This window comes from Lawsonibacter asaccharolyticus, from assembly GCF_022453915.1.
Classification (GTDB): domain Bacteria; phylum Bacillota; class Clostridia; order Oscillospirales; family Oscillospiraceae; genus Lawsonibacter; species Lawsonibacter asaccharolyticus.
The window spans coordinates 2,480,827-2,498,447 of the sequence record NZ_CP091870.1; the positions used below are offsets into that span (position 1 = coordinate 2,480,827).

Below are 17,621 nucleotides of genomic sequence, written 5' to 3' on the forward strand. Positions count from 1 at the left end.
GGAGCTCAGTTATGCAGAATGAACCTATGCTTTGCGTACAAGATCTCAGCGTCAGATTCAAGACCAAATACGGCTCCGCCGCTGCGGTGAACCACGTCAGCTTCTCCTTGAAAAAAGGGGAGAAACTGGGTCTGGTGGGGGAGTCCGGCTCGGGCAAAAGTGTCACTTCCAAGAGCATCATACGCCTGCTGCCCACCCCGCCCGCTCAGATCACCGGGAGCATCCGCCTCAACGGGGAAGAGCTGCTCACCAAGACCGAGCGCCAGATGTGCAGGGTCCGGGGCAACCAGATCTCCATGATCTTTCAGGAGCCCATGGTCAGCCTGGACCCCCTGTTTCCCATTGGAGACCAGCTTGGAGAGGTGGTCCGCCTCCACAAGAAGGTCTCCCAAGCCCAGGCCAACGAGATGTCTATCGAGATGCTGCGCACCGTGGGCATCCCCAGCCCGGAGACCCGACTGAAGCAATATCCCTTTGAGCTGTCCGGCGGCATGCGCCAGCGCGTCATGATCGCCATCGCTCTTCTATGCGACCCGGAGCTGCTCATCGCGGATGAGCCCACCACCGCCCTGGATGTAACTATCCAGGCCCAGATCCTGGACCTGCTCCGGTCCATAAACGAAAAGCTGGGCACCTCCATCATTCTTATCACCCACGACCTGGGCGTCGTGGCCTCTATGGTGGATACTGTGGCAGTGATGTACTGCGGCCACATCGTGGAAAAAGCTGATGTGCGCACCATCTTCCAGCACCCTCTTCACCCCTATACGGAGGGACTGCTCCGCTCCATCCCGCACATGGATGACAGCCAGGGGGACCTGGCCACCATCGAAGGGTCGGTCCCCAGTATCTATCACATGCCGGAGGGCTGTGCCTTTCACAACCGCTGTGCCTGCTGCCGGAAGATCTGCACCCAGAAACAGCCTCCCCTCCTGACCCTGGATGGGGAACACACCGTCCAGTGCTGGAAATATACGCCCCAGTGGGACGAGGAAGGGGGGAGCGATCATGTCTGAACGCCCGATCCTGCTCCAGGCCGACCACCTGAAAAAATGGTTTCCGGTACGCAAAGGGGTCTTCTCCAAGGCCGCCCAGTACGTCAAAGCCGTAGACGACGTCTCCCTGGTCATTCGGGAGGGGGAGACCCTGGGCATCGTCGGGGAGTCCGGCTGCGGGAAATCTACCCTGGCCCGCACCATGATGCGGCTCATCGAGCCCACCGAGGGCACGGTCCTTTTTCAGGGTCAGGATCTGACCAGTGCCGACAAGGAGAGCCTGCGCCGGATGCGCCGGGATATCCAGATCATCTTTCAAGATCCCTATGCCTCCCTCAATCCCCGCCAGCGGGTCTCCGATATCCTCGCTGAGCCTTTTCTGATCCACAAGCTGGGCAGCCGGGAGGCCGCCATGAAGCGCGCGGAGGAGCTGCTGGATCTGGTGGGACTGTCCCAGGACAGCATGCGGAAATTCCCCCATGAGTTTTCCGGCGGCCAGCGCCAGCGGCTTTGTATTGCCCGCGCCCTGTCCGTCAGTCCCAAGCTGATCGTCTGTGACGAGTGCGTCTCCGCCCTGGATGTGTCGATCCAGGCCCAGATCATCAACCTGCTCATGCACCTGCAGCAAAAGCTGGGCATCGCGCTGGTCTTCGTCTCCCATGATCTGCGTGTGGTACAGCACATCTCCACCCATGTGGCGGTCATGTACCTGGGCAAAGTGGTGGAATATGCGGAGAAGCAGGAGCTCTTTGCCCACCCCACCCACCCCTATACCCAGGCTCTCCTCTCCGCCGTCCCCCTGCCAGACCCCACACGGCAGCCGGAACGCATCATCCTTCAGGGCGACCTGCCCAGCCCCATCGCCGTCCCCAGCGGCTGCCCCTTCCACCCCAGATGCTTTGCCGCCATGGCAGAGTGTGCCTCTGCCGTCCCGGAAGCCAGGGACATCACGCAGAACGGACATATCTGCAGCTGCCTGCTGTGCGGACAGTCTCAGTCTTAAGGAGGTATTTCTGTATGAATTCCCAATATCAGCACGCCTATTGCCAAGTGAGCGGCACGCCCTTCGAGCAGGGCGTCCAGCAGGGGCAGGAGCTCTCTGATGCCATCCGCCGCAACCTGGCTTCCGTCCACCGGAAGCTGGAGCAGGAGAAGGTGGACCTCCAGGCCTATCAGGCCTTTGTGAACCAAAACCTCCGTTTCTTCCAGGAGCAGCGGCCTGAGATGTACGAGGAGCTCCAGGGCATCGCCCAAGGCAGCGGTCTGCCCCTTGACGACATCCTGCTGCTGAACATCCCCGCCTATTTCCTCTGTGAGTCCTTCCGTCACATCACGCAGGAATGCAGCATGCTCTGTGTCCGGGGACAGGCTGCCGCTGACGGCTGCACCTACATCATCAAGAACCGGGATATGGGCATGCCCATGGAGCAGGCTCTGGTCCGCCACATCTACCCCGACGGCCAGGAGATCATCGAGGTGGGTGGGGCCGGTATCCTCACCTATCCCGCTGTAGGCATCAACAGCCATGGTCTGGCTGTGACCACCACCGGCTTCTGGACAGAGAAGGACCCCACCCGCATCGACCGGGTGGAGGAGGCCGATATCTTCCTCAATGTGCGGGTCCTCCTCTCCTCCTGCAGGACCGCCGCCCAAGCGGTGGAGTTCTGCCGCACCGCCCCCCGTATGAACGGCCTGAACGTCATTGCCGCCGACCCCACAGAGGCCTATGTCATCGAGATGACCTCCGACGAGATCTATGTGGAAAAGGATGAGGGCAGGGGGGTCCTCTTCCGCACCAACCACGTGGTCAGTGACCAGCTCAGCCATTTCAATCCCCCAGAGGAGAACTACCCCTCCACTCACAAGCGCTATGACCGCATTGCCCAGATGGTAGAAGAGCGCTACGGCTCCCTCCGGTTCCAGGATCTCTACCGCATCATGTCAGACCACACCAACGAGCCGAACTGTATCTGCCGTCATCCCCACGAGGGCGTCCCCGCCACCACCGTTTCCACCACCCTCTGCGTGGTAGAGGACCGCGAGGTGTGGACTACGCTGCAAAATCCCTGTCTGGCCCTGCCCCATGTCCAGATCGGAGAGCCCTCTGCACAGTGAGTCCCCTGTGCCAGGTTCTGGCCCCGGTACGCACCGTCCCTTCTCTTTATTGGTTCCCAATATCAAAAAATGGTCAGCAGAAATTCTGCTGACCATTTTTCTCTTTTCGCTTTTTGATGCTTCAGGCAGGCCGCTCAATCCTCCTGACTGATCCCGTCCAGCACCATATGCCCGTCAGAGAGAAGGGCTCCGCCGCAGCCGTCCACCCGCTGGGTGCCGGCAGCGTGGTACTCCCCGTCCACATACATGACGCTGTTGAGCATGGTGCTCATGGCCTGGTCCACCGGGACCCGCACCGGCCGGTGCCCCTTCTGTTCCAGAAGCCGGATGGTGTCCTCTGAGATCCCGAACTCCAGCTCCAGTCCCTGCTCCCGGGTCAGGCAGTTGAGGTAGGGCTGGCGGACCAGCTGCTCCGGCAGCATCCCAAAGTCCACCGCATTGACGATCCCCTGGAGGGTTCCGGTGATAATCCGGGGACCGCCCGCCGCGCCGATGGCCAGATAGGGCCGTCCGTCCTTGAACACCATGCTGGGGGCCATGGAGGACAGAGGCGTCTTCCCCCCCTGGATGCTGTTGGCGCTTCCATAGGTCAGTCCCTGGCTGGTGAGTGCGCCCGGCTTGGCGCTGAAGTCGGACATGGCGTTGTTGAGCACAAAGCCGCAGCCGTCCACCACGATCCCGCAGCCGAACCAGTCCCGTACAGTCTGGGTCTGGGAGACCGCGTTCCCAAAGCGGTCCATCACTGCAAAGTGAGAGGTGTTTCCTGGGTACTCCTTGGCCTCGATCCCCTCCGCCGGAGCGTATTCCCCCGCCGTCTCCGGTGATGAGAGGGCATACCGCTCCGCCGCATGGGCCTTGCTGGTCAGCCGCTCCACGTCCACCTGGACGAAGTCGGGATCGCCCAGAGCCACGCTTCGGTCCGCAAAGCCCAGCTTCATGGCCTCCGCGATGGCATGGATGGAGGCGGCGGTGTTGTGTCCCATGGCGGCCAGATCGCTGTGCTCCAGAATGTTCAGCATCTCCACCACGGCGCATCCGCCGCTGGGCGGCGCGAAGGCCGCCACCTCCAGCCCCCGGTAGGTGGTCTTCACCGGGGTACGGTACTTGGGCTGATATCGGCTCAGGTCCTCCAGGGTAAAGCACCCGCCCCGCTGGTTGATCTGCTCCACCATTTTCCGGGCCACCGGCCCGGTGTAAAAGGCGTCCGCCCCCTCCGCCGCCACCAGCTCCAGCAGGCCGGCCAGCTCAGAGTTCACCTGCTTCTCACCGAAGCGGTAGCGGCTCCCGTCCGGCTTCAGATACAGCCGCCGGAACTGGGGTGAAAGATCCAGCTTCCGCCGGACCGAGTCGTCCTCCATGGTGAGCTCTCCGGTATAACTGGTGCCGAAGCCCTCCCGGGCACAGCGGATGGCGGGAGCCGCCGCCTGCGCCAGCGTCATAGTGCCGTACTCCCGCAGCATGGTTTCCATGGCTCTCAGCAGCCCCGGAATGGCTACCGACTGGCCCCCCAGGTCCTTCCACTCGTCCTGGACCTCTCCATCCTTGAGGAACAGGTCCTCCCCCGCCTTGGCGGGAGCCACGCCCCGGGCGTCCAGCGCCAAGACCTTCTGATCCCGCTGGGAGTACAGCAGGCTGAAACAGCCGCCCCCGATGCCGGAGTGGTGGGGCTCCACCACAGAGAGGGTCAGAGAGACCGCCACGGCGGCGTCAAAGGCGTTCCCTCCGGCCCGCAGCATCTCCAACCCCGCCCGGGTGGCATAGATATTGTTGCAGCTGACCGCTCCGCAGTCCCCGTGGGCGGAGGGCTTGCTCCACCGCGAGGGCCACATGTACTGCTGCTTCTTTGCTTCACTCATACTTGATCCGCTTCCCTTCCCGGCCGCGCCGGACAGTGTTTTCATCGAGTCTTGTTCGGATTCTATTATTCCTTCGCCAAACCATGCATCTTTTTACTGGTCGCCAGAGATACCACAACACCCACTGTATAGCTGACCAGCACTGTGGGGTAGACCGCCTCCAGTGTGTCGGTCAGGCCCAGCAGCATCCAGGCCACACCTACCACCATGCCGCTGGCCATGGCCCAGAAGGCCCCCTGCCGGGTGCAGCGCTTCCAGGTCAGGCCCACCAGGATGGCGAAGCTCACCGGGGCGGCGGCCACGTGCTGCAGGGTGAGGAACAGGTTGGTGAGGGCGGCGCTGGGCATGATGACCGCAGGGATCAGAGTCAGGTAGGCAAAGACGAAGGTGATGATCTTGGACAGCTTCAGCAGCTTGGCGTCGTCCACGTTGGGATTGATGTCGTTTTTATAGACATTGGTAATGATGGTGCCTGTGGCCAGCATCATGGTGGCCATGGTAGCCGCGATGATCATGGTGGCAAAGGCAAAAATGATCCCAGCGAAAGCCGGATTGCTGAAGGTCTTGATGGAGTAGGCAAATGCGGTGGCACCGTCGCCCAGGTCCGCACCGGACGCCTTGGCAAAGATGCCGCAGGTGGCGGTGAGCAGGCAGATGGGGGCAGCCAGCACATAGCCCAGGATAGAGCCGGTGCGGGCGGCGGAAGCGCTCTTTGCGGCCAGCAGGGGCTGGAGCACGGACTGCATCACTGCGGTGGACAGGCAGCCGCCCAGGATCCAGGCGATGATGCGCTGGGTGGGCATATTGCCCATGGAGGAGTACTCTGCGGGAAGTTCAGAGAGCATCACGGTGAAGCCGCCGAACTTGGGCAGCGTCATGAGCACGAAGGCAATGAGCAGGATGTAGATGCCGAAGCATACGATGCGCCCCACAGCGGACATGCCCCGCATGCCGGAGAAGCTGGTGTAGATCACGGCGATGGTCAGGCCGATGAGCATGGCCAGCGTGATGTTCAGACCGGGGATGGCGATCTGGATGATGGAAGCCACGGTCTTGAGCTGATAGGGGATGTACAGGAAGCCGTAGACGATCCAGGCGTAGGAGTACAGGCGGCTGGTCTTGGTGTCGAAGCGCTTTTGCAGATAGATGGGCACCGAGTCGCCGGGCATGTTGTTGCGGATCAGCTTGGCGAACAGGGCCAGCGCGATGAAGTAGAAGGAGCCGGCGATGGAGTACCAGGCCCCGGAGATGCCCAGGGTGTAGCCGTTCTGAGCCGCCCCTACCACGGCCATGCCGCCAATCTGCCAGGCAGCAAAGACACAGCCCAGAGTCAGGGGGCCCATGGTCTTGTCACCGCCCGACCACTGGTTGGCACTTTTGATCTTGGTGCCGGACCAGACACCGATCCCCACGATAATGACAAAGGTCACGATCCATGTTGCGATTAACATACGGTTCTCTCTCCCTTTTGTTTATTTGCAGCGGATGCCGGCGCCGCCCCGCCTCCGGATGCGGAACAGATACCGCCCACCGCAGCTGCTCAAACCTGCCTGTGCCCTCCCCTTGCAACATATTACATTTTTCCTGTTTTATTAAATATGTAATATATTACTTGAGTTCTAAAAAAGGAGAGCGCGCAGAACCGCTATTCTGTTCGCTCTCCAATACACTTGTTTTATGGCCTTATCATAAGATATTTTAGGGGCAATGTCAAGAACTTTTTCGAGCTCTGGTTGAAAACATTTTATATGGGATATATTTACATATTCAGACAAGTCAAACGGCCGCATCCTCCTGGGACACGGCCGTCCATGTTTTCTTCCACTATTCCGCCCAGAAACGGCTGACGGTGCGGCGGTAGGAGTTGGTCAGGTGTCGGGCCATGGCCTGCTCTGCCCGCTCGGCGCTCCCTTCCGCGATGGCATCGCAGATGGCCACATGCTCATCAAAGACGATCTTGGCGTCGATGGAGTTGTTATACACCGACTTGACCTCAAACCGGAGATAGTGGTCCAGGAGCAGCTCGCACTCCCGGTAGAGCAGGCGGTTCTGAGTGGCCGCCGCCACTGCCCGGTGGAAGATGTGGTCCAGGCGGTACAGGTGCTGCCCATCCCTGGTGGAGAGCTGGTCCCGGAGGCGGTCCAGGCTCTCCCGCATGGCCTGAAGGTCCCGCTGGGCAGCACGGTTCGCCGCCAGCTTCGCGTTGATGCACTCGATATACATCCGGGTCTCCAGGATGTCCCGGGCGTCCCGGTCAGACACCGGCACCACCTGCACCCCCTTGCCCCGGGAGAAGGAGACATAGCCGTCCTTCTGGAGCTCCAGCAGAGCCTCCCGCACCGGGGTTCGGCTGATGCCCAGCTCCTTGCAGATGTCGTCCTGGGAGTAGATGGCCCCTACCCGAAACCGGTTGAAGAGGATCGCCTCCTTGATCAGGCGGTATGCCTGTTCTTTATAAGAGGGCGTGGCCCCCACATCCTGTCCGCCAAACAGCTCCTCTGCCATAAGCTCTCCTCCCGTCCCATGCCAGCTTTTCCCCATCTTACCATCCCCGGACGCCCGGTGTCAAGCGGAGCTACGTACCTGCTCCCGGGGCAGCGGGGTCTTAGCGGATCAAGGCTCCCCGCGCCGCGGTGGAAGGTGCTGTCCTCCCCTGTGCCACTCCATATGGTACTCTTCCCGGCCGGTGTTCTCCTCCCGCTCCGCGGCCCGGATGGCAAAGCCCTCCCGCTGGTAAAAGCGGACCGCCGGGCTGTTCTCCCGGTACACGTGGAGTGTCAGGCTCTCCCGCCCCTCCTTGGCCCGCTCCAGCAGCGCCCGCCCGATTCCCCTGGACCGGGCGGCACGCCGGACGAAGAGCCCCGCCAGATAGTCGCCGGTCAGTCCCGCAAAGCCCTGGAGCCCCTCCCAGTCCTGATAGACGAACACCTGGGCGGCGGGCAGCGCCGCCCGCACCTCCTCCATATGGTCGCACCAATAGCTCTCAGGAAGAAAGCAGTGGGCTTCCAGGTTGGCGTCCAGCCAGATCTGCATCACCTGGTCCAGATCCTCCGGACGGAGAGCCCGGATCATAATGCCGCCCCCCCTCTTACAGCCCGTTGACCACGTTGGTGGGCCGCTCTCCGTTCAAAATATGCCGGGCGTTGGTCCACATGGTCAGATGCGCCTTGGCAAAAGCCCCCCCGGAGCTGCCCCCCAGGTGGGAGCTGTAAACCACCCGATCTCTGACCTCCGGCGGCAGGTCCACCAGAGGGTGGTCGCCGGGGGTGGGCTCCGGGAAAATAGTATCCAGCGCCGCGCCCCGGATGGTCCCGTCTATGAGTGCCTTCCGCAGGGCCTGGTTGTCCACCAGGTCGCCCCGGCCGCAGTTGACCAAGATGGAGTTGGGCTTCATCCGGGCCAGGAAGGCCCCATCCACCATCTCCCGGGTCTCGTCGGTGACCGCGCAGTGGAGCGAGATGATGTCGCACTGGGCGGTCAGCTCCTCCAGAGGCAGATAGGTCACCCCAAAGTCCTCCTCCACCTGAGGCGGACGGCGGTGGCGGGTGTAATAGTATAGCTTGCAGCCGAAGCTGGCCAGCCGCCGGGCGGTGGCCTGGGCGGTGTCTCCAAAGCCCACCAACCCCACCGCACACTGGAACAGGCCGGGGGCGTGGGCGGCGATGGCCTTCTGCTTCATCTGGATCTGTTGCCCCTGGATGACCGCGTTGTGTCCAGGGATGCCGAAGCGCAGAGCCATCAGCATCAGCATGATGGTGTGCTCCGCCACCGATTCCGCGTTGCACCCCTTATTGTTGCACACATAGATCCCCCGCTCCCGGGCGGCCTGGCAGTCGATGCAGTTGTACCCTACACCCTCAGAGTGGATCATCTTCAGCTCTGGAAGCTGGTCCATCACATCGGGACCCACATCCGTGATGGCATCCACAAAAATGATCCTCGCGTCCGCATTTTCCTGGGCCGCCTGGACATAGGTCTGGTCCGGGCGGCGGAACACCAGCTCCACCGGCATCTCATCCGCAAATGGGGGCCGGTACACGTCATAGCGGTCTCTGGGGCCAAAAACTAATATCTTCATGGGGTGCCCTCCTTATTTTAATTGTATGACAATTATACCACCCGTTTTTCGCCAATACAAGGGGAGCCTTTCTGCAAAATATTAGCACTCTTATTTATTGAGTGCTAATATTTACACTTGTGACACATCTGTGTAACAAAAAATTCATAATCCCTCACTATAATAAAGCCAAAGTTCAGAGAGGCCCGGGCCGGAGGATGCTCCGCCCGGGACCGAAAGGAGTTTTGACTTATGTATATGATCCCCTACACCCGCCGCAGCAACAGCAGCATGATGGATCTGTTTGACGAGTTGGAGCGCAGCATGTTCGGCGAGAGCGGCCGCCGCACGCCGGTCTTCAGCACTGATATCCGGGACGAGGGCGCCCACTACCTGCTCCAGGCCGACCTGCCCGGCTTCCGCAAGGAGGACATCGATCTGGATGTAAAGGACGGCGTGCTCACCATCTCCGCCAAGCACCAGGCCGATGACCGCACCGCCGCCGACAACTACATCTGCCGGGAGCGCCGCACCGGCAGCTTCTCCCGGTCCTTCACCCTGGACGGCATCCAGGAGGACGCCATCCGGGCCTCCTATCAGGACGGGGTGCTGGAGCTCATTCTGCCCAAGCGGCAGGAGGTCCTTCCCCAGTGCCACAAGATCCAGATCCAGTGAGGTCTCCCCAGCCGCGGTCAGGCGGAGCCGGCGTACCGGCTCCGCCTGACTCTTTTCCAAATCGCGTTTCTTCCAAAACTCAATTTTCAGTTTGTGTGCCCCTGCAGGACGCAGCACACAAAAGTATGGAAACTTGAAAAAAGACTTGCAAATCTTGTCCAATGGCTCTATACTAATTTTAGCAGTTAAGTTTATCGAGTGCTAAAGTTTAAGAATCAATATAGATCGGATCTAGGAGGTGTTCCTTTTATGAATATGAATCAATTTACCCAGAAATCGTTGGCCGCCATTCAGGGCGCCCAAGACATCGCCCTGGAGTACGGGCACCAGCAGATCGAGCAGGCCCATCTGCTCATGGCGCTGGTCCAGGACGGCGAGGGGCTGATCCCCCAGCTGCTCACCAATATGGGCCTGACCCTCCCCAGCTTCCAGGCCGCCGTCCAGCACGAGGTGGAGAAGCTGCCCCGGGTCTCCGGTGGAGGCCGGGAGGCGGACAAGGTCTATGTGGCTCAGGACGTGGACCGTGCCCTGAAATCCGCCGAGTCCGCCGCGGCGTCCATGAAGGATGAGTATATCTCTGTGGAGCACATCCTGCTGGGCCTGCTGGACAGTGCCAACAGCGCCCTGAAGGAGCTGTTCCGCACCTACAACGTCACCCGGGAAAAAGTGATGCAGGCCCTGACCTCTGTCCGGGGCAACCAGCGGGTCACCAGTGACAACCCTGAGGAGACCTATGACGCCCTGAAGAAGTACGGCACCGACTTGGTGGAACGGGCCCGCCAGAACAAGCTGGACCCGGTCATCGGCCGGGACGACGAGATCCGCAATGTCATCCGCATCCTCTCCCGCAAGAGCAAAAACAATCCCGTCCTTATCGGGGAGCCCGGCGTGGGTAAGACCGCCATTGCCGAGGGACTGGCCCAGCGGATCGTGAAGGGAGACGTGCCCAACAGTTTGAAGGACAAGACCATCTTCTCCCTGGATATGGGCAGCCTCATCGCCGGGGCCAAGTACCGGGGCGAGTTTGAGGAGCGGCTGAAGGCCGTCCTCAACGAGGTGAAGAAGTCCGAGGGGCGTATCATCCTCTTTATCGACGAGCTGCACACCATCGTAGGGGCGGGCAAGACGGAGGGCTCCATGGATGCGGGCAATCTCCTCAAGCCCATGCTGGCTCGGGGAGAGCTGCACTGTATCGGCGCCACGACCCTCAACGAGTACCGGCAGTATATTGAAAAGGACGCCGCTCTGGAGCGCCGCTTCCAGCCTGTCATGGTGAATGAGCCCACGGTGGAGGATGCCATCGCCATCCTCCGCGGCCTGAAGGAGCGGTACGAGGTCTATCACGGCGTCAAGATCACCGACGGGGCCATCATCGCCGCCGCCACTCTCTCCAACCGCTATATCACTGACCGCTTCCTCCCCGACAAGGCTATCGATCTGGTGGATGAGGCCTGCGCCATGATCCGCACCGAGATCGACTCCATGCCCACCGAGCTGGACGTCATCCAGCGGAAGATCATCCAGCACGAGATCGAGGAGGCCGCTCTGAAAAAAGAGACAGATAAGCTGTCCCAGGAGCATCTGTCGGAGATCCAGAAGGAGCTCTCCGACATGCGGGATGAGTTCAACGCCAAGAAAGCCCAGTGGGAGAACGAGAAGAACGCCATTGGCAAGGTCCAGAAGCTCAGGGAGGAGCTGGAGGAGGCCAACGCCCAGCTGGAGAAGGCCCAGCGGGAGTACGACCTGGAGCGGGCCGCCCAGCTCCAGTACGGCCGCATCCCCGAGCTGAAAAAGGCCCTGGAGGCGGAGGAGCAGATCGCCAATGAGGGGCGGCAGCGTTCCCTGCTGCGGGACAAGGTCACCGAGGAGGAGATCGCCCGCATCATCGAGCGGTGGACCGGAATCCCCGTCTCCCGGCTCATGGAGGGGGAGCGTGAGAAGCTGCTTCACCTGGAGGACATCCTCCACCAGCGGGTGGTGGGCCAGGACGAGGCGGTACGCCTGGTGTCCGAGGCCATCCTCCGCAGCCGGGCCGGCATCGCTGACCCCAACAAGCCCATTGGCTCCTTCCTGTTCCTGGGCCCCACCGGCGTTGGTAAGACCGAACTGGCCAAGACCTTGGCTGAGGCCCTGTTCGACAGCGAGAAGAACCTGGTTCGCATCGACATGAGCGAGTATATGGAGAAATTCTCCGTGTCCCGGCTCATCGGGGCTCCTCCCGGATATGTGGGCTATGAGGAAGGCGGCCAGCTCACTGAAGCGGTGCGGCGGAAACCCTACTCCGTTATCCTCTTTGATGAGGTGGAAAAGGCCCACCCGGACGTATTCAATATATTACTTCAAGTATTGGACGACGGTCGTATTACAGATAGTCAAGGCCGCACCGTGGATTTCAAGAACACTATCATCATTCTTACCTCCAACCTGGGCAGCCAGTTCCTGCTGGACGGCATCGACAGCCGGGGGGAGATCAGCCAGGAGGCCCGGGAGCAGGTCAGCGATCTGCTCAAGCGGTCCTTCCGCCCGGAGTTTCTCAACCGGCTGGATGAGATCGTGTTTTACAAGCCCCTGACAAAGGACAACGTGACCCATATCATCGATCTGATGGCCGCCGACCTGAACCGCCGGCTGGAGGACAAACAGCTCACCGTGGTCCTCACCCCCGCGGCCAAGGAGGAGATCATTGCCAGCGCCTACGACCCCATCTACGGCGCCCGGCCCCTGCGCCGCTATCTCCAGCATACGGTGGAGACCCTTATCAGCAAGAAGATCATTGCCGACCAGGTGGAGCCCGGCTCCCGCATCACCGTGGACTGCCGGGATGGACAGCTCACCGTGGACAGCCGGGAGGTGCTCACCGGCGAGGTCATCGACGCCTGATTCCTCCCCTATTCCTCCTTTTTTCGGCGCGGACCTGCGGGCCCGCGCCGGATTTTTTCTTCCTTCTCCCTCTCGCTCCTTGTCTTTTCCCCCCGGATATGGTATATTGAGACCGGAAAAAAGCTCGGCTTTCGGGCCGCCTGGCGGCCCATGTCAATTTTAAGGAGTGGATCTGTCATGTTAAACCGCGCGTTCCGCACCGCCCTGTGCGCCGGCGCCCTTCTTCTGGCGCTCTGCCTGCCCGCCTCCGCAGCCCAGGAGGGGGATTTCTCCGTCCTGGTCAATGGGGAGGCCGTCACCTTTACCGACGCCGCCCCCCTGCTGAAGGACGGCCGTTCTTTCCTGCCCATGGTGGAGACCTTTGACGCCCTGGGCTTCGCCCAGGGGGATATCACCTGGGACGCCGCCACCCGCAGTGTCACCGCGGCCAAGGATGACACCTCCATCACCCTGACCATCGACCAGAAGGAGCTCACTGTGACCCGTGGGCAGGAGAACGCCGCTGAGACGGACACCATCACCACCGATGCCGCTCCCTTCATCGACGCCGCCTCCTCCCGCACCTACGTCCCCGTGGGACTGGTGGCCGGTGCCCTGGGGTACAACGTAGGCTGGGATGCCCAGACTTCTACTGTCATCATCGACGACGTAGATGCCATCCTGGCCGCCAACTCCGAGACCTACGCCATGATGGACCGGTATCTGGAGTACACCCGGGATCTGACCGGCGGCACCTGCAAGGTGGAGGGCAGTCTGGCAGTGGAGATGGAGCTCTCCTCCCTCATGACCGGCGGCATCCAGGGAGATTACTCCATGCTCCAGAGCGACAGCTCCGCTTTCCAGTTCAGCACAGAGCTGGATATGGAACTGTCCGCTCCTGATGCTGAGGTATCCGCCCAGATCGATCCCATCGACCTGGAACTGCGGGGCGACCTGGAGGAGGGCCTGTTCTACTTTTCCTCCGATGCACTGACCCAGATGTCCGATCCCAGCGTCACCGGCCTGTGGTTTAAGATGGATCTGAAGTCCATGATGGACCAGCTCTCCCTCCAGACCGGCCTGGACTACACCGACCTCCTGCTCATGGCCCGGGCCGCTCAGGACATGAGCTTTGCCGACTCTCTGGCCCTTATCCTGCGGGAGGTCCCCCTCACCTCCGCCTCCATGACCACTCGTGATCTCCTGGCTCTTTATAACAGCATGTTCTCCGACAGTGCCCTGGAACAGAAGGGGACCACTTATATCTCCACCACCCAGGCAGAGGACATGGACATCACCTTTACTCTGTTCACCTCCGACTCCAAGGTCACCGGCTATTCCATGACCATGAAGGCGGACCAGGAGGGGGCCATTGTGTCCGTGGACGCCTCCATGAAGGGCAAAGAGCTGGCTATGACCATGGAGATGAGCACGCCCGCCGTCATCGACGAGGCCTCCGGCGTCTCCATTCCCGGCTTCACCTACACCGTGACGATGGACGGCACCTACTCCGCCTCCAGCACCCAGCCCCAGACCCAGCCCCCCGCCGGCGCCGACGTGGTGGACCTGATGGAGCAGCTGACCGTTGAGATGGATCCGGTCTCCGTCTGAGCCGCCCCCGGACCATCAGCCCCCGGCCCGCTCCCGTGTGACATCTCTCATACGGGAGCGGGCCTTTTTGACGCTGTTTTCCCCTTCCGCGGCGTATTTTTCAGCTCTGCCCCTTGGCCTGGCGCTTGTCTTTCCACCCCGGATATGATAGGATGGAGACAGGCTTCCGGGCCCGAAATCGTCTGTATTGGAGGCATCTCTATGAAGTGCGGCCGTCTTCTGCCACTCCTGCTCTCCCTCCTTCTGTCTGTCTCGCTGCTCGCTCCGGCGGCCCTGGCCCGGGAGACCGAGTTCTTCCCGGACTTCCCGGAGCCGGTCCCCGCCTCGGCCCAGGACTGGAGCCCCGCCGACCCCAGCAGCTTTGATGCGGCCCGGCAGGCACTTCTGACCGCCGTTCGGGAGGAGGATGCCTCAGAGCGCTCGGTCCTCTCTCTGCTGTCCAGGATGACGGACCGCTTCAACGAGCTGCTCACCGAGTACTACTTCTGCTCCCTGGACTATATGCGCTCCCCCGCCTCCTGCACCCAGGAGTATGTCCGTTACAGCTCCGTCTGCGGTCAGGCGGAGAGCGACTACCTCTCCGCCGTCCAGGAGGTGCTGAACAGCGCCTACGGCTCCGTTCTGGCCCGGCTGCTGGGGGAAGGGCAGGCTCAGTCCCTCCTGTCCACCTCTCCCAATACGTGGGAGGAGCTGGCCCTGCTGGAGCGTGAGACTGCTCTGGTCAACGAATACTGGGAGGCGGTGGTCCAGGAGCCCTCTGTCCAGTCCGGCGGCAGGACCTGGACCCGTGCCCAGGCGGACGCCGCCTATCTGGTGGGCTCACTGGAGGAGGATGCCTATCTGACCCTGGTGGGGGAGCTGGCCGCCGTCCGCAATGGGGTCCTCGCCCCTATCTACCTGGAGCTGGTAAAGGTGCGCAATCAGTACGCCGCCTCCAAGGGCTATGATGACTATGTCCAGTACGCCTATCAGACTGTCTACGGCCGGGACTATACGCCGGAGGAGGCCGCCCTCCTCCATCGCGCGGTCAAGGCCCTTCTGCCCCGTCTGGAGTCCGAACTGCTGATCGCCCAGTCCCGCCTCAGCTCCCTGTCCCCCGTCCGGCTCTCCTCCCTGGAGGACATGACCCAGGAGGAGGTGCTGGACGCTGTGGAGCCCTATATGGATGCAGTCTCCAGCGAATACAGGGAACTGTACGGCTATATGCGGGACAACGGTCTCTACGATCTGGACATACTGGCCAGCTCCAGCACGCTGGGCGTCACTGTCAGCCTGCCCGCCTATCGCTCTGCCTATATCCTCAGCTCCGCCCAGGGCAGCTATCTGGACGTAAAGACCCTGATCCACGAGTTCGGCCACTTCGCCAACCACTGCCTGGCTGAGGATGAGCAGTTCTGCTACGACGTGGCCGAGACCCACTCTCAGGGGCTGGAGGCCCTGTACCTCACCTTTGCTGACAGCTTGGCGGGCCAGGCGGGCGGGGACGCCTACCGGGTGGCCATTCTCTCCGACCTGCTGGGGATGCTGTACTTCTGCATGTACGACGAGTTTGAGCAGGCGGTCTATCAGGCGGACGGCCTCACGGTGTCCGGGATGAACCGGCTCTACCGCTCTATCTCGGAGTCCTACGGCTTCCTCTACTCCATCGGCGGGGAGGAGGCCTATGACTGGGCCGCCAACTCCCAGCTGTTTGAACAGCCCTGCTACACCATCAGCTATGTGACTTCTGTTCTCAATTCCCTGGAGCTCCTTGTGGACTCCGCGGAGGACTTCGATGCCGCCGCCGACACCTATCTGGCCCTGGTGGCCCAGACAGACACAGCCGGCTACCGGGACGCCGTCGCTCAGGCGGGTCTCACAGACATGCTCCAGCCCGGTGCCGCTCAGGATGTCCTGGAGGCGGTGGAGCAGTATTTCTATCGGGAGATCTGCGGTCTGTCCTTTCCCGACCTGACGGGCCACTGGTCTGCCCGCTACGCCCTGACCTGCGCCTCCTCCGGCCTCTTTTCCGGGGATGAGGCCGGCAACTTCCGCCCGGACAGCGGCGTGACCTGGGCGGAGCTGCTCACCGTGCTCTGGCAGGTGGCCGGCGCCCCCCAGCTGTCCGGTCCCTGGGACGGGGCGTGGTATGCCGGCGGGGCCAACTTCGCCCTCTCCGCCGGGCTGGTCCGTGAGGATGCGCTCCTGCCCCAGCAGGACATGACCCGGGAGGACGTGGCCCTGGTCCTCTACCGCTTTGCCCTCACTCTGGGTGCCGAGGCCCTGACGGACACCGGGGCACTGATGGCCTATCCGGACGGCGGAGAGCTCTCCGGGGAGGGGGCTGCCGCCGTGGCCTGGGCCCTGGAGCAGGGCATCCTGGCCGGACAGCCAGACGGGCGGCTGGACCCCGAGGGGGCCGTCACCCGGGGGGAGCTGTCCGTCATGCTGGCCAACTTTGTCTACGCCTGATGAAAAAAGAGGACGCCGTGGGCTGAGCCCGCGGCGTCCTTCGCGTTTTCCTCAAATCGTTTCACCCATCAGCTCAGTCAGCTCCTCGATCCTCTCTAGCGGAAAGGGCGGGAGGCACAGGGGCTTCATGGCAATGGACATGAGCTTCATGGGGCTGTCGTCCGCCGCCACGCGGTTGGAACTCAGTGCGCCGCAGCGCCGGCAGCGGTGGATCACTGCCCATTCCCCGTTCTTCCTCACCCACACCGCCACCGCATCCATGACGCTGCCGCAGTCTGATGCCCGGTCTCCCGGTTCGTTGTCCAGGTGGAGGCTGGACAGGCAGTTGGGGCAGTGGTTCCGGTGGCCGCTCCCGGCCCCATCCGATACCACCAGGCGGCCGCACGCCTTGCAGGTGAAGCTGTCTGTACAGGGGTGGGTCTTATAATATCCTTTTTCGTATTTCTGTCTTTTATGTTCCCGATTCATGGTTTGGTCCCTCATCTCATCAAATATCATGACAGTGCCGGCACGGCCGGCCTGCACGTCTTCTGTTCAGGACAACAAAAAATGGATGGCCCCGCTGGTCCCGGGCCATCCGTTTTCCCATATTGCGGCAGCAGCCATCCCTCCGGCTGCTTAGGGGACCCTGCCGCCTGACAGGCGCGGCAAAGCTCCCCCTCCCTTCGGAGACAGCTTGATGATCGATCCGCAAAATAGGTACAGCAAGACGGCCCATCCCAGCAAAAGATGAGAACCAGGTCTTTCTTGTCCTGTTTTCAGCGGATCGCCGACATCAAGCCACCACCCTTTTCTTAAAATCGGTGACAGTATAGCACAGCCCTCCCCCTTTGTCAAATGAGGAGCGCAGAAAGCGGGCCGATCAGGGAATACGGCTCCCGCGGTCTGTTTTTTCCCACATGAGATCATTCAGTGACCGGGGCGGACAGGTGCAAATCTCAGACTCTCCCGTCCTATATTGATCGGCCCGGCGAAAAGACGCCCCCTCATCCGTCTCGGCAT

General features: G+C 61.7%; 13 protein-coding genes. 7 read left to right on the plus strand and 6 right to left on the minus strand.

The window, feature by feature from the left end; genetic code table 11:
* The first annotated feature begins 11 nt into the window (after positions 1–11).
* The 3 genes from L9O85_RS11915 to L9O85_RS11925 are packed head-to-tail and all read left to right on the plus strand — an operon-like array spanning position 12 to position 3,110.
* Positions 12–1,016: an ABC transporter ATP-binding protein gene (locus tag L9O85_RS11915; protein WP_050623596.1), complete on the plus strand. Its 1,005-nt coding sequence runs from the start codon at positions 12–14 to the stop codon at positions 1,014–1,016.
* The gene (locus L9O85_RS11920) at positions 1,009–1,998 is read left to right on the plus strand and encodes an ABC transporter ATP-binding protein (protein WP_050623595.1); all 990 of its coding nucleotides are present in this window, start codon (positions 1,009–1,011) and stop codon (positions 1,996–1,998) included. The genes L9O85_RS11915 and L9O85_RS11920 overlap by 8 nt, the downstream gene beginning before the upstream one ends.
* Before the next feature lie 14 nt (positions 1,999–2,012).
* The gene (locus L9O85_RS11925) at positions 2,013–3,110 is read left to right on the plus strand and encodes a C45 family autoproteolytic acyltransferase/hydolase (RefSeq protein WP_050623594.1); all 1,098 of its coding nucleotides are present in this window, start codon (positions 2,013–2,015) and stop codon (positions 3,108–3,110) included.
* Between the two features lie 134 nt (positions 3,111–3,244).
* Here the strand turns inward: L9O85_RS11925 and ggt are convergent, their stop codons facing one another.
* The 5 genes from ggt to L9O85_RS11950 all read right to left on the minus strand — a co-directional run bounded on the left by ggt (position 3,245) and on the right by L9O85_RS11950 (position 9,044).
* Positions 3,245–4,966: a gamma-glutamyltransferase gene (ggt, locus tag L9O85_RS11930; RefSeq protein WP_050623593.1), complete on the minus strand. Its 1,722-nt coding sequence runs from the start codon at positions 4,964–4,966 to the stop codon at positions 3,245–3,247.
* A gap of 65 nt (positions 4,967–5,031) precedes the next feature.
* Entirely contained in the window at positions 5,032–6,417 is a 1,386-nt protein-coding gene (locus L9O85_RS11935; RefSeq protein ID WP_276756692.1) for a sodium:solute symporter family protein, read from the minus strand.
* Positions 6,418–6,790: 373 nt separating this feature from the next.
* Positions 6,791–7,471: a GntR family transcriptional regulator gene (locus tag L9O85_RS11940; protein ID WP_050623591.1), complete on the minus strand. Its 681-nt coding sequence runs from the start codon at positions 7,469–7,471 to the stop codon at positions 6,791–6,793.
* Positions 7,472–7,579: 108 nt separating this feature from the next.
* Complete coding sequence (locus L9O85_RS11945) at positions 7,580–8,038, minus strand: GNAT family N-acetyltransferase (RefSeq protein ID WP_108980642.1); 459 nt, start codon at positions 8,036–8,038, stop codon at positions 7,580–7,582.
* 16 nt (positions 8,039–8,054) lie between these two features.
* Positions 8,055–9,044 (minus strand): 2-hydroxyacid dehydrogenase, encoded by a 990-nt coding sequence (locus L9O85_RS11950; protein ID WP_050623590.1) that lies wholly within the window; start codon positions 9,042–9,044, stop codon positions 8,055–8,057.
* Between the two features lie 231 nt (positions 9,045–9,275).
* On the opposite strand from L9O85_RS11950, the gene L9O85_RS11955 reads away from it, so the two are divergent.
* The 4 genes from L9O85_RS11955 (at position 9,276) to L9O85_RS11970 (ending at position 16,619) form a co-directional block, all read left to right on the plus strand.
* Positions 9,276–9,698 carry an Hsp20/alpha crystallin family protein gene (locus tag L9O85_RS11955; RefSeq protein WP_050623589.1) on the plus strand — a complete coding sequence of 141 codons (423 nt, stop codon included), beginning with the start codon at positions 9,276–9,278 and terminating at the stop codon, positions 9,696–9,698.
* 249 nt (positions 9,699–9,947) lie between these two features.
* On the plus strand, positions 9,948–12,578 hold the full coding sequence (gene clpB / locus L9O85_RS11960) for an ATP-dependent chaperone ClpB (protein WP_050623588.1): 2,631 nt from the start codon (positions 9,948–9,950) through the stop codon (positions 12,576–12,578).
* A 177-nt stretch (positions 12,579–12,755) separates the two neighbouring features.
* Positions 12,756–14,168, plus strand: coding sequence for a copper amine oxidase N-terminal domain-containing protein (locus L9O85_RS11965; RefSeq protein ID WP_276756688.1), 1,413 nt, complete (start codon positions 12,756–12,758; stop codon positions 14,166–14,168).
* A 201-nt stretch (positions 14,169–14,369) separates the two neighbouring features.
* Positions 14,370–16,619, plus strand: coding sequence for an S-layer homology domain-containing protein (locus L9O85_RS11970; RefSeq protein ID WP_301578726.1), 2,250 nt, complete (start codon positions 14,370–14,372; stop codon positions 16,617–16,619).
* Between the two features lie 51 nt (positions 16,620–16,670).
* Here the strand turns inward: L9O85_RS11970 and L9O85_RS11975 are convergent, their stop codons facing one another.
* A complete protein-coding gene (locus tag L9O85_RS11975) occupies positions 16,671–17,087 on the minus strand; it encodes an RNHCP domain-containing protein (RefSeq protein ID WP_108980639.1) in 417 nt (138 codons plus the stop codon).
* Positions 17,088–17,621: the final 534 nt, after the last annotated feature.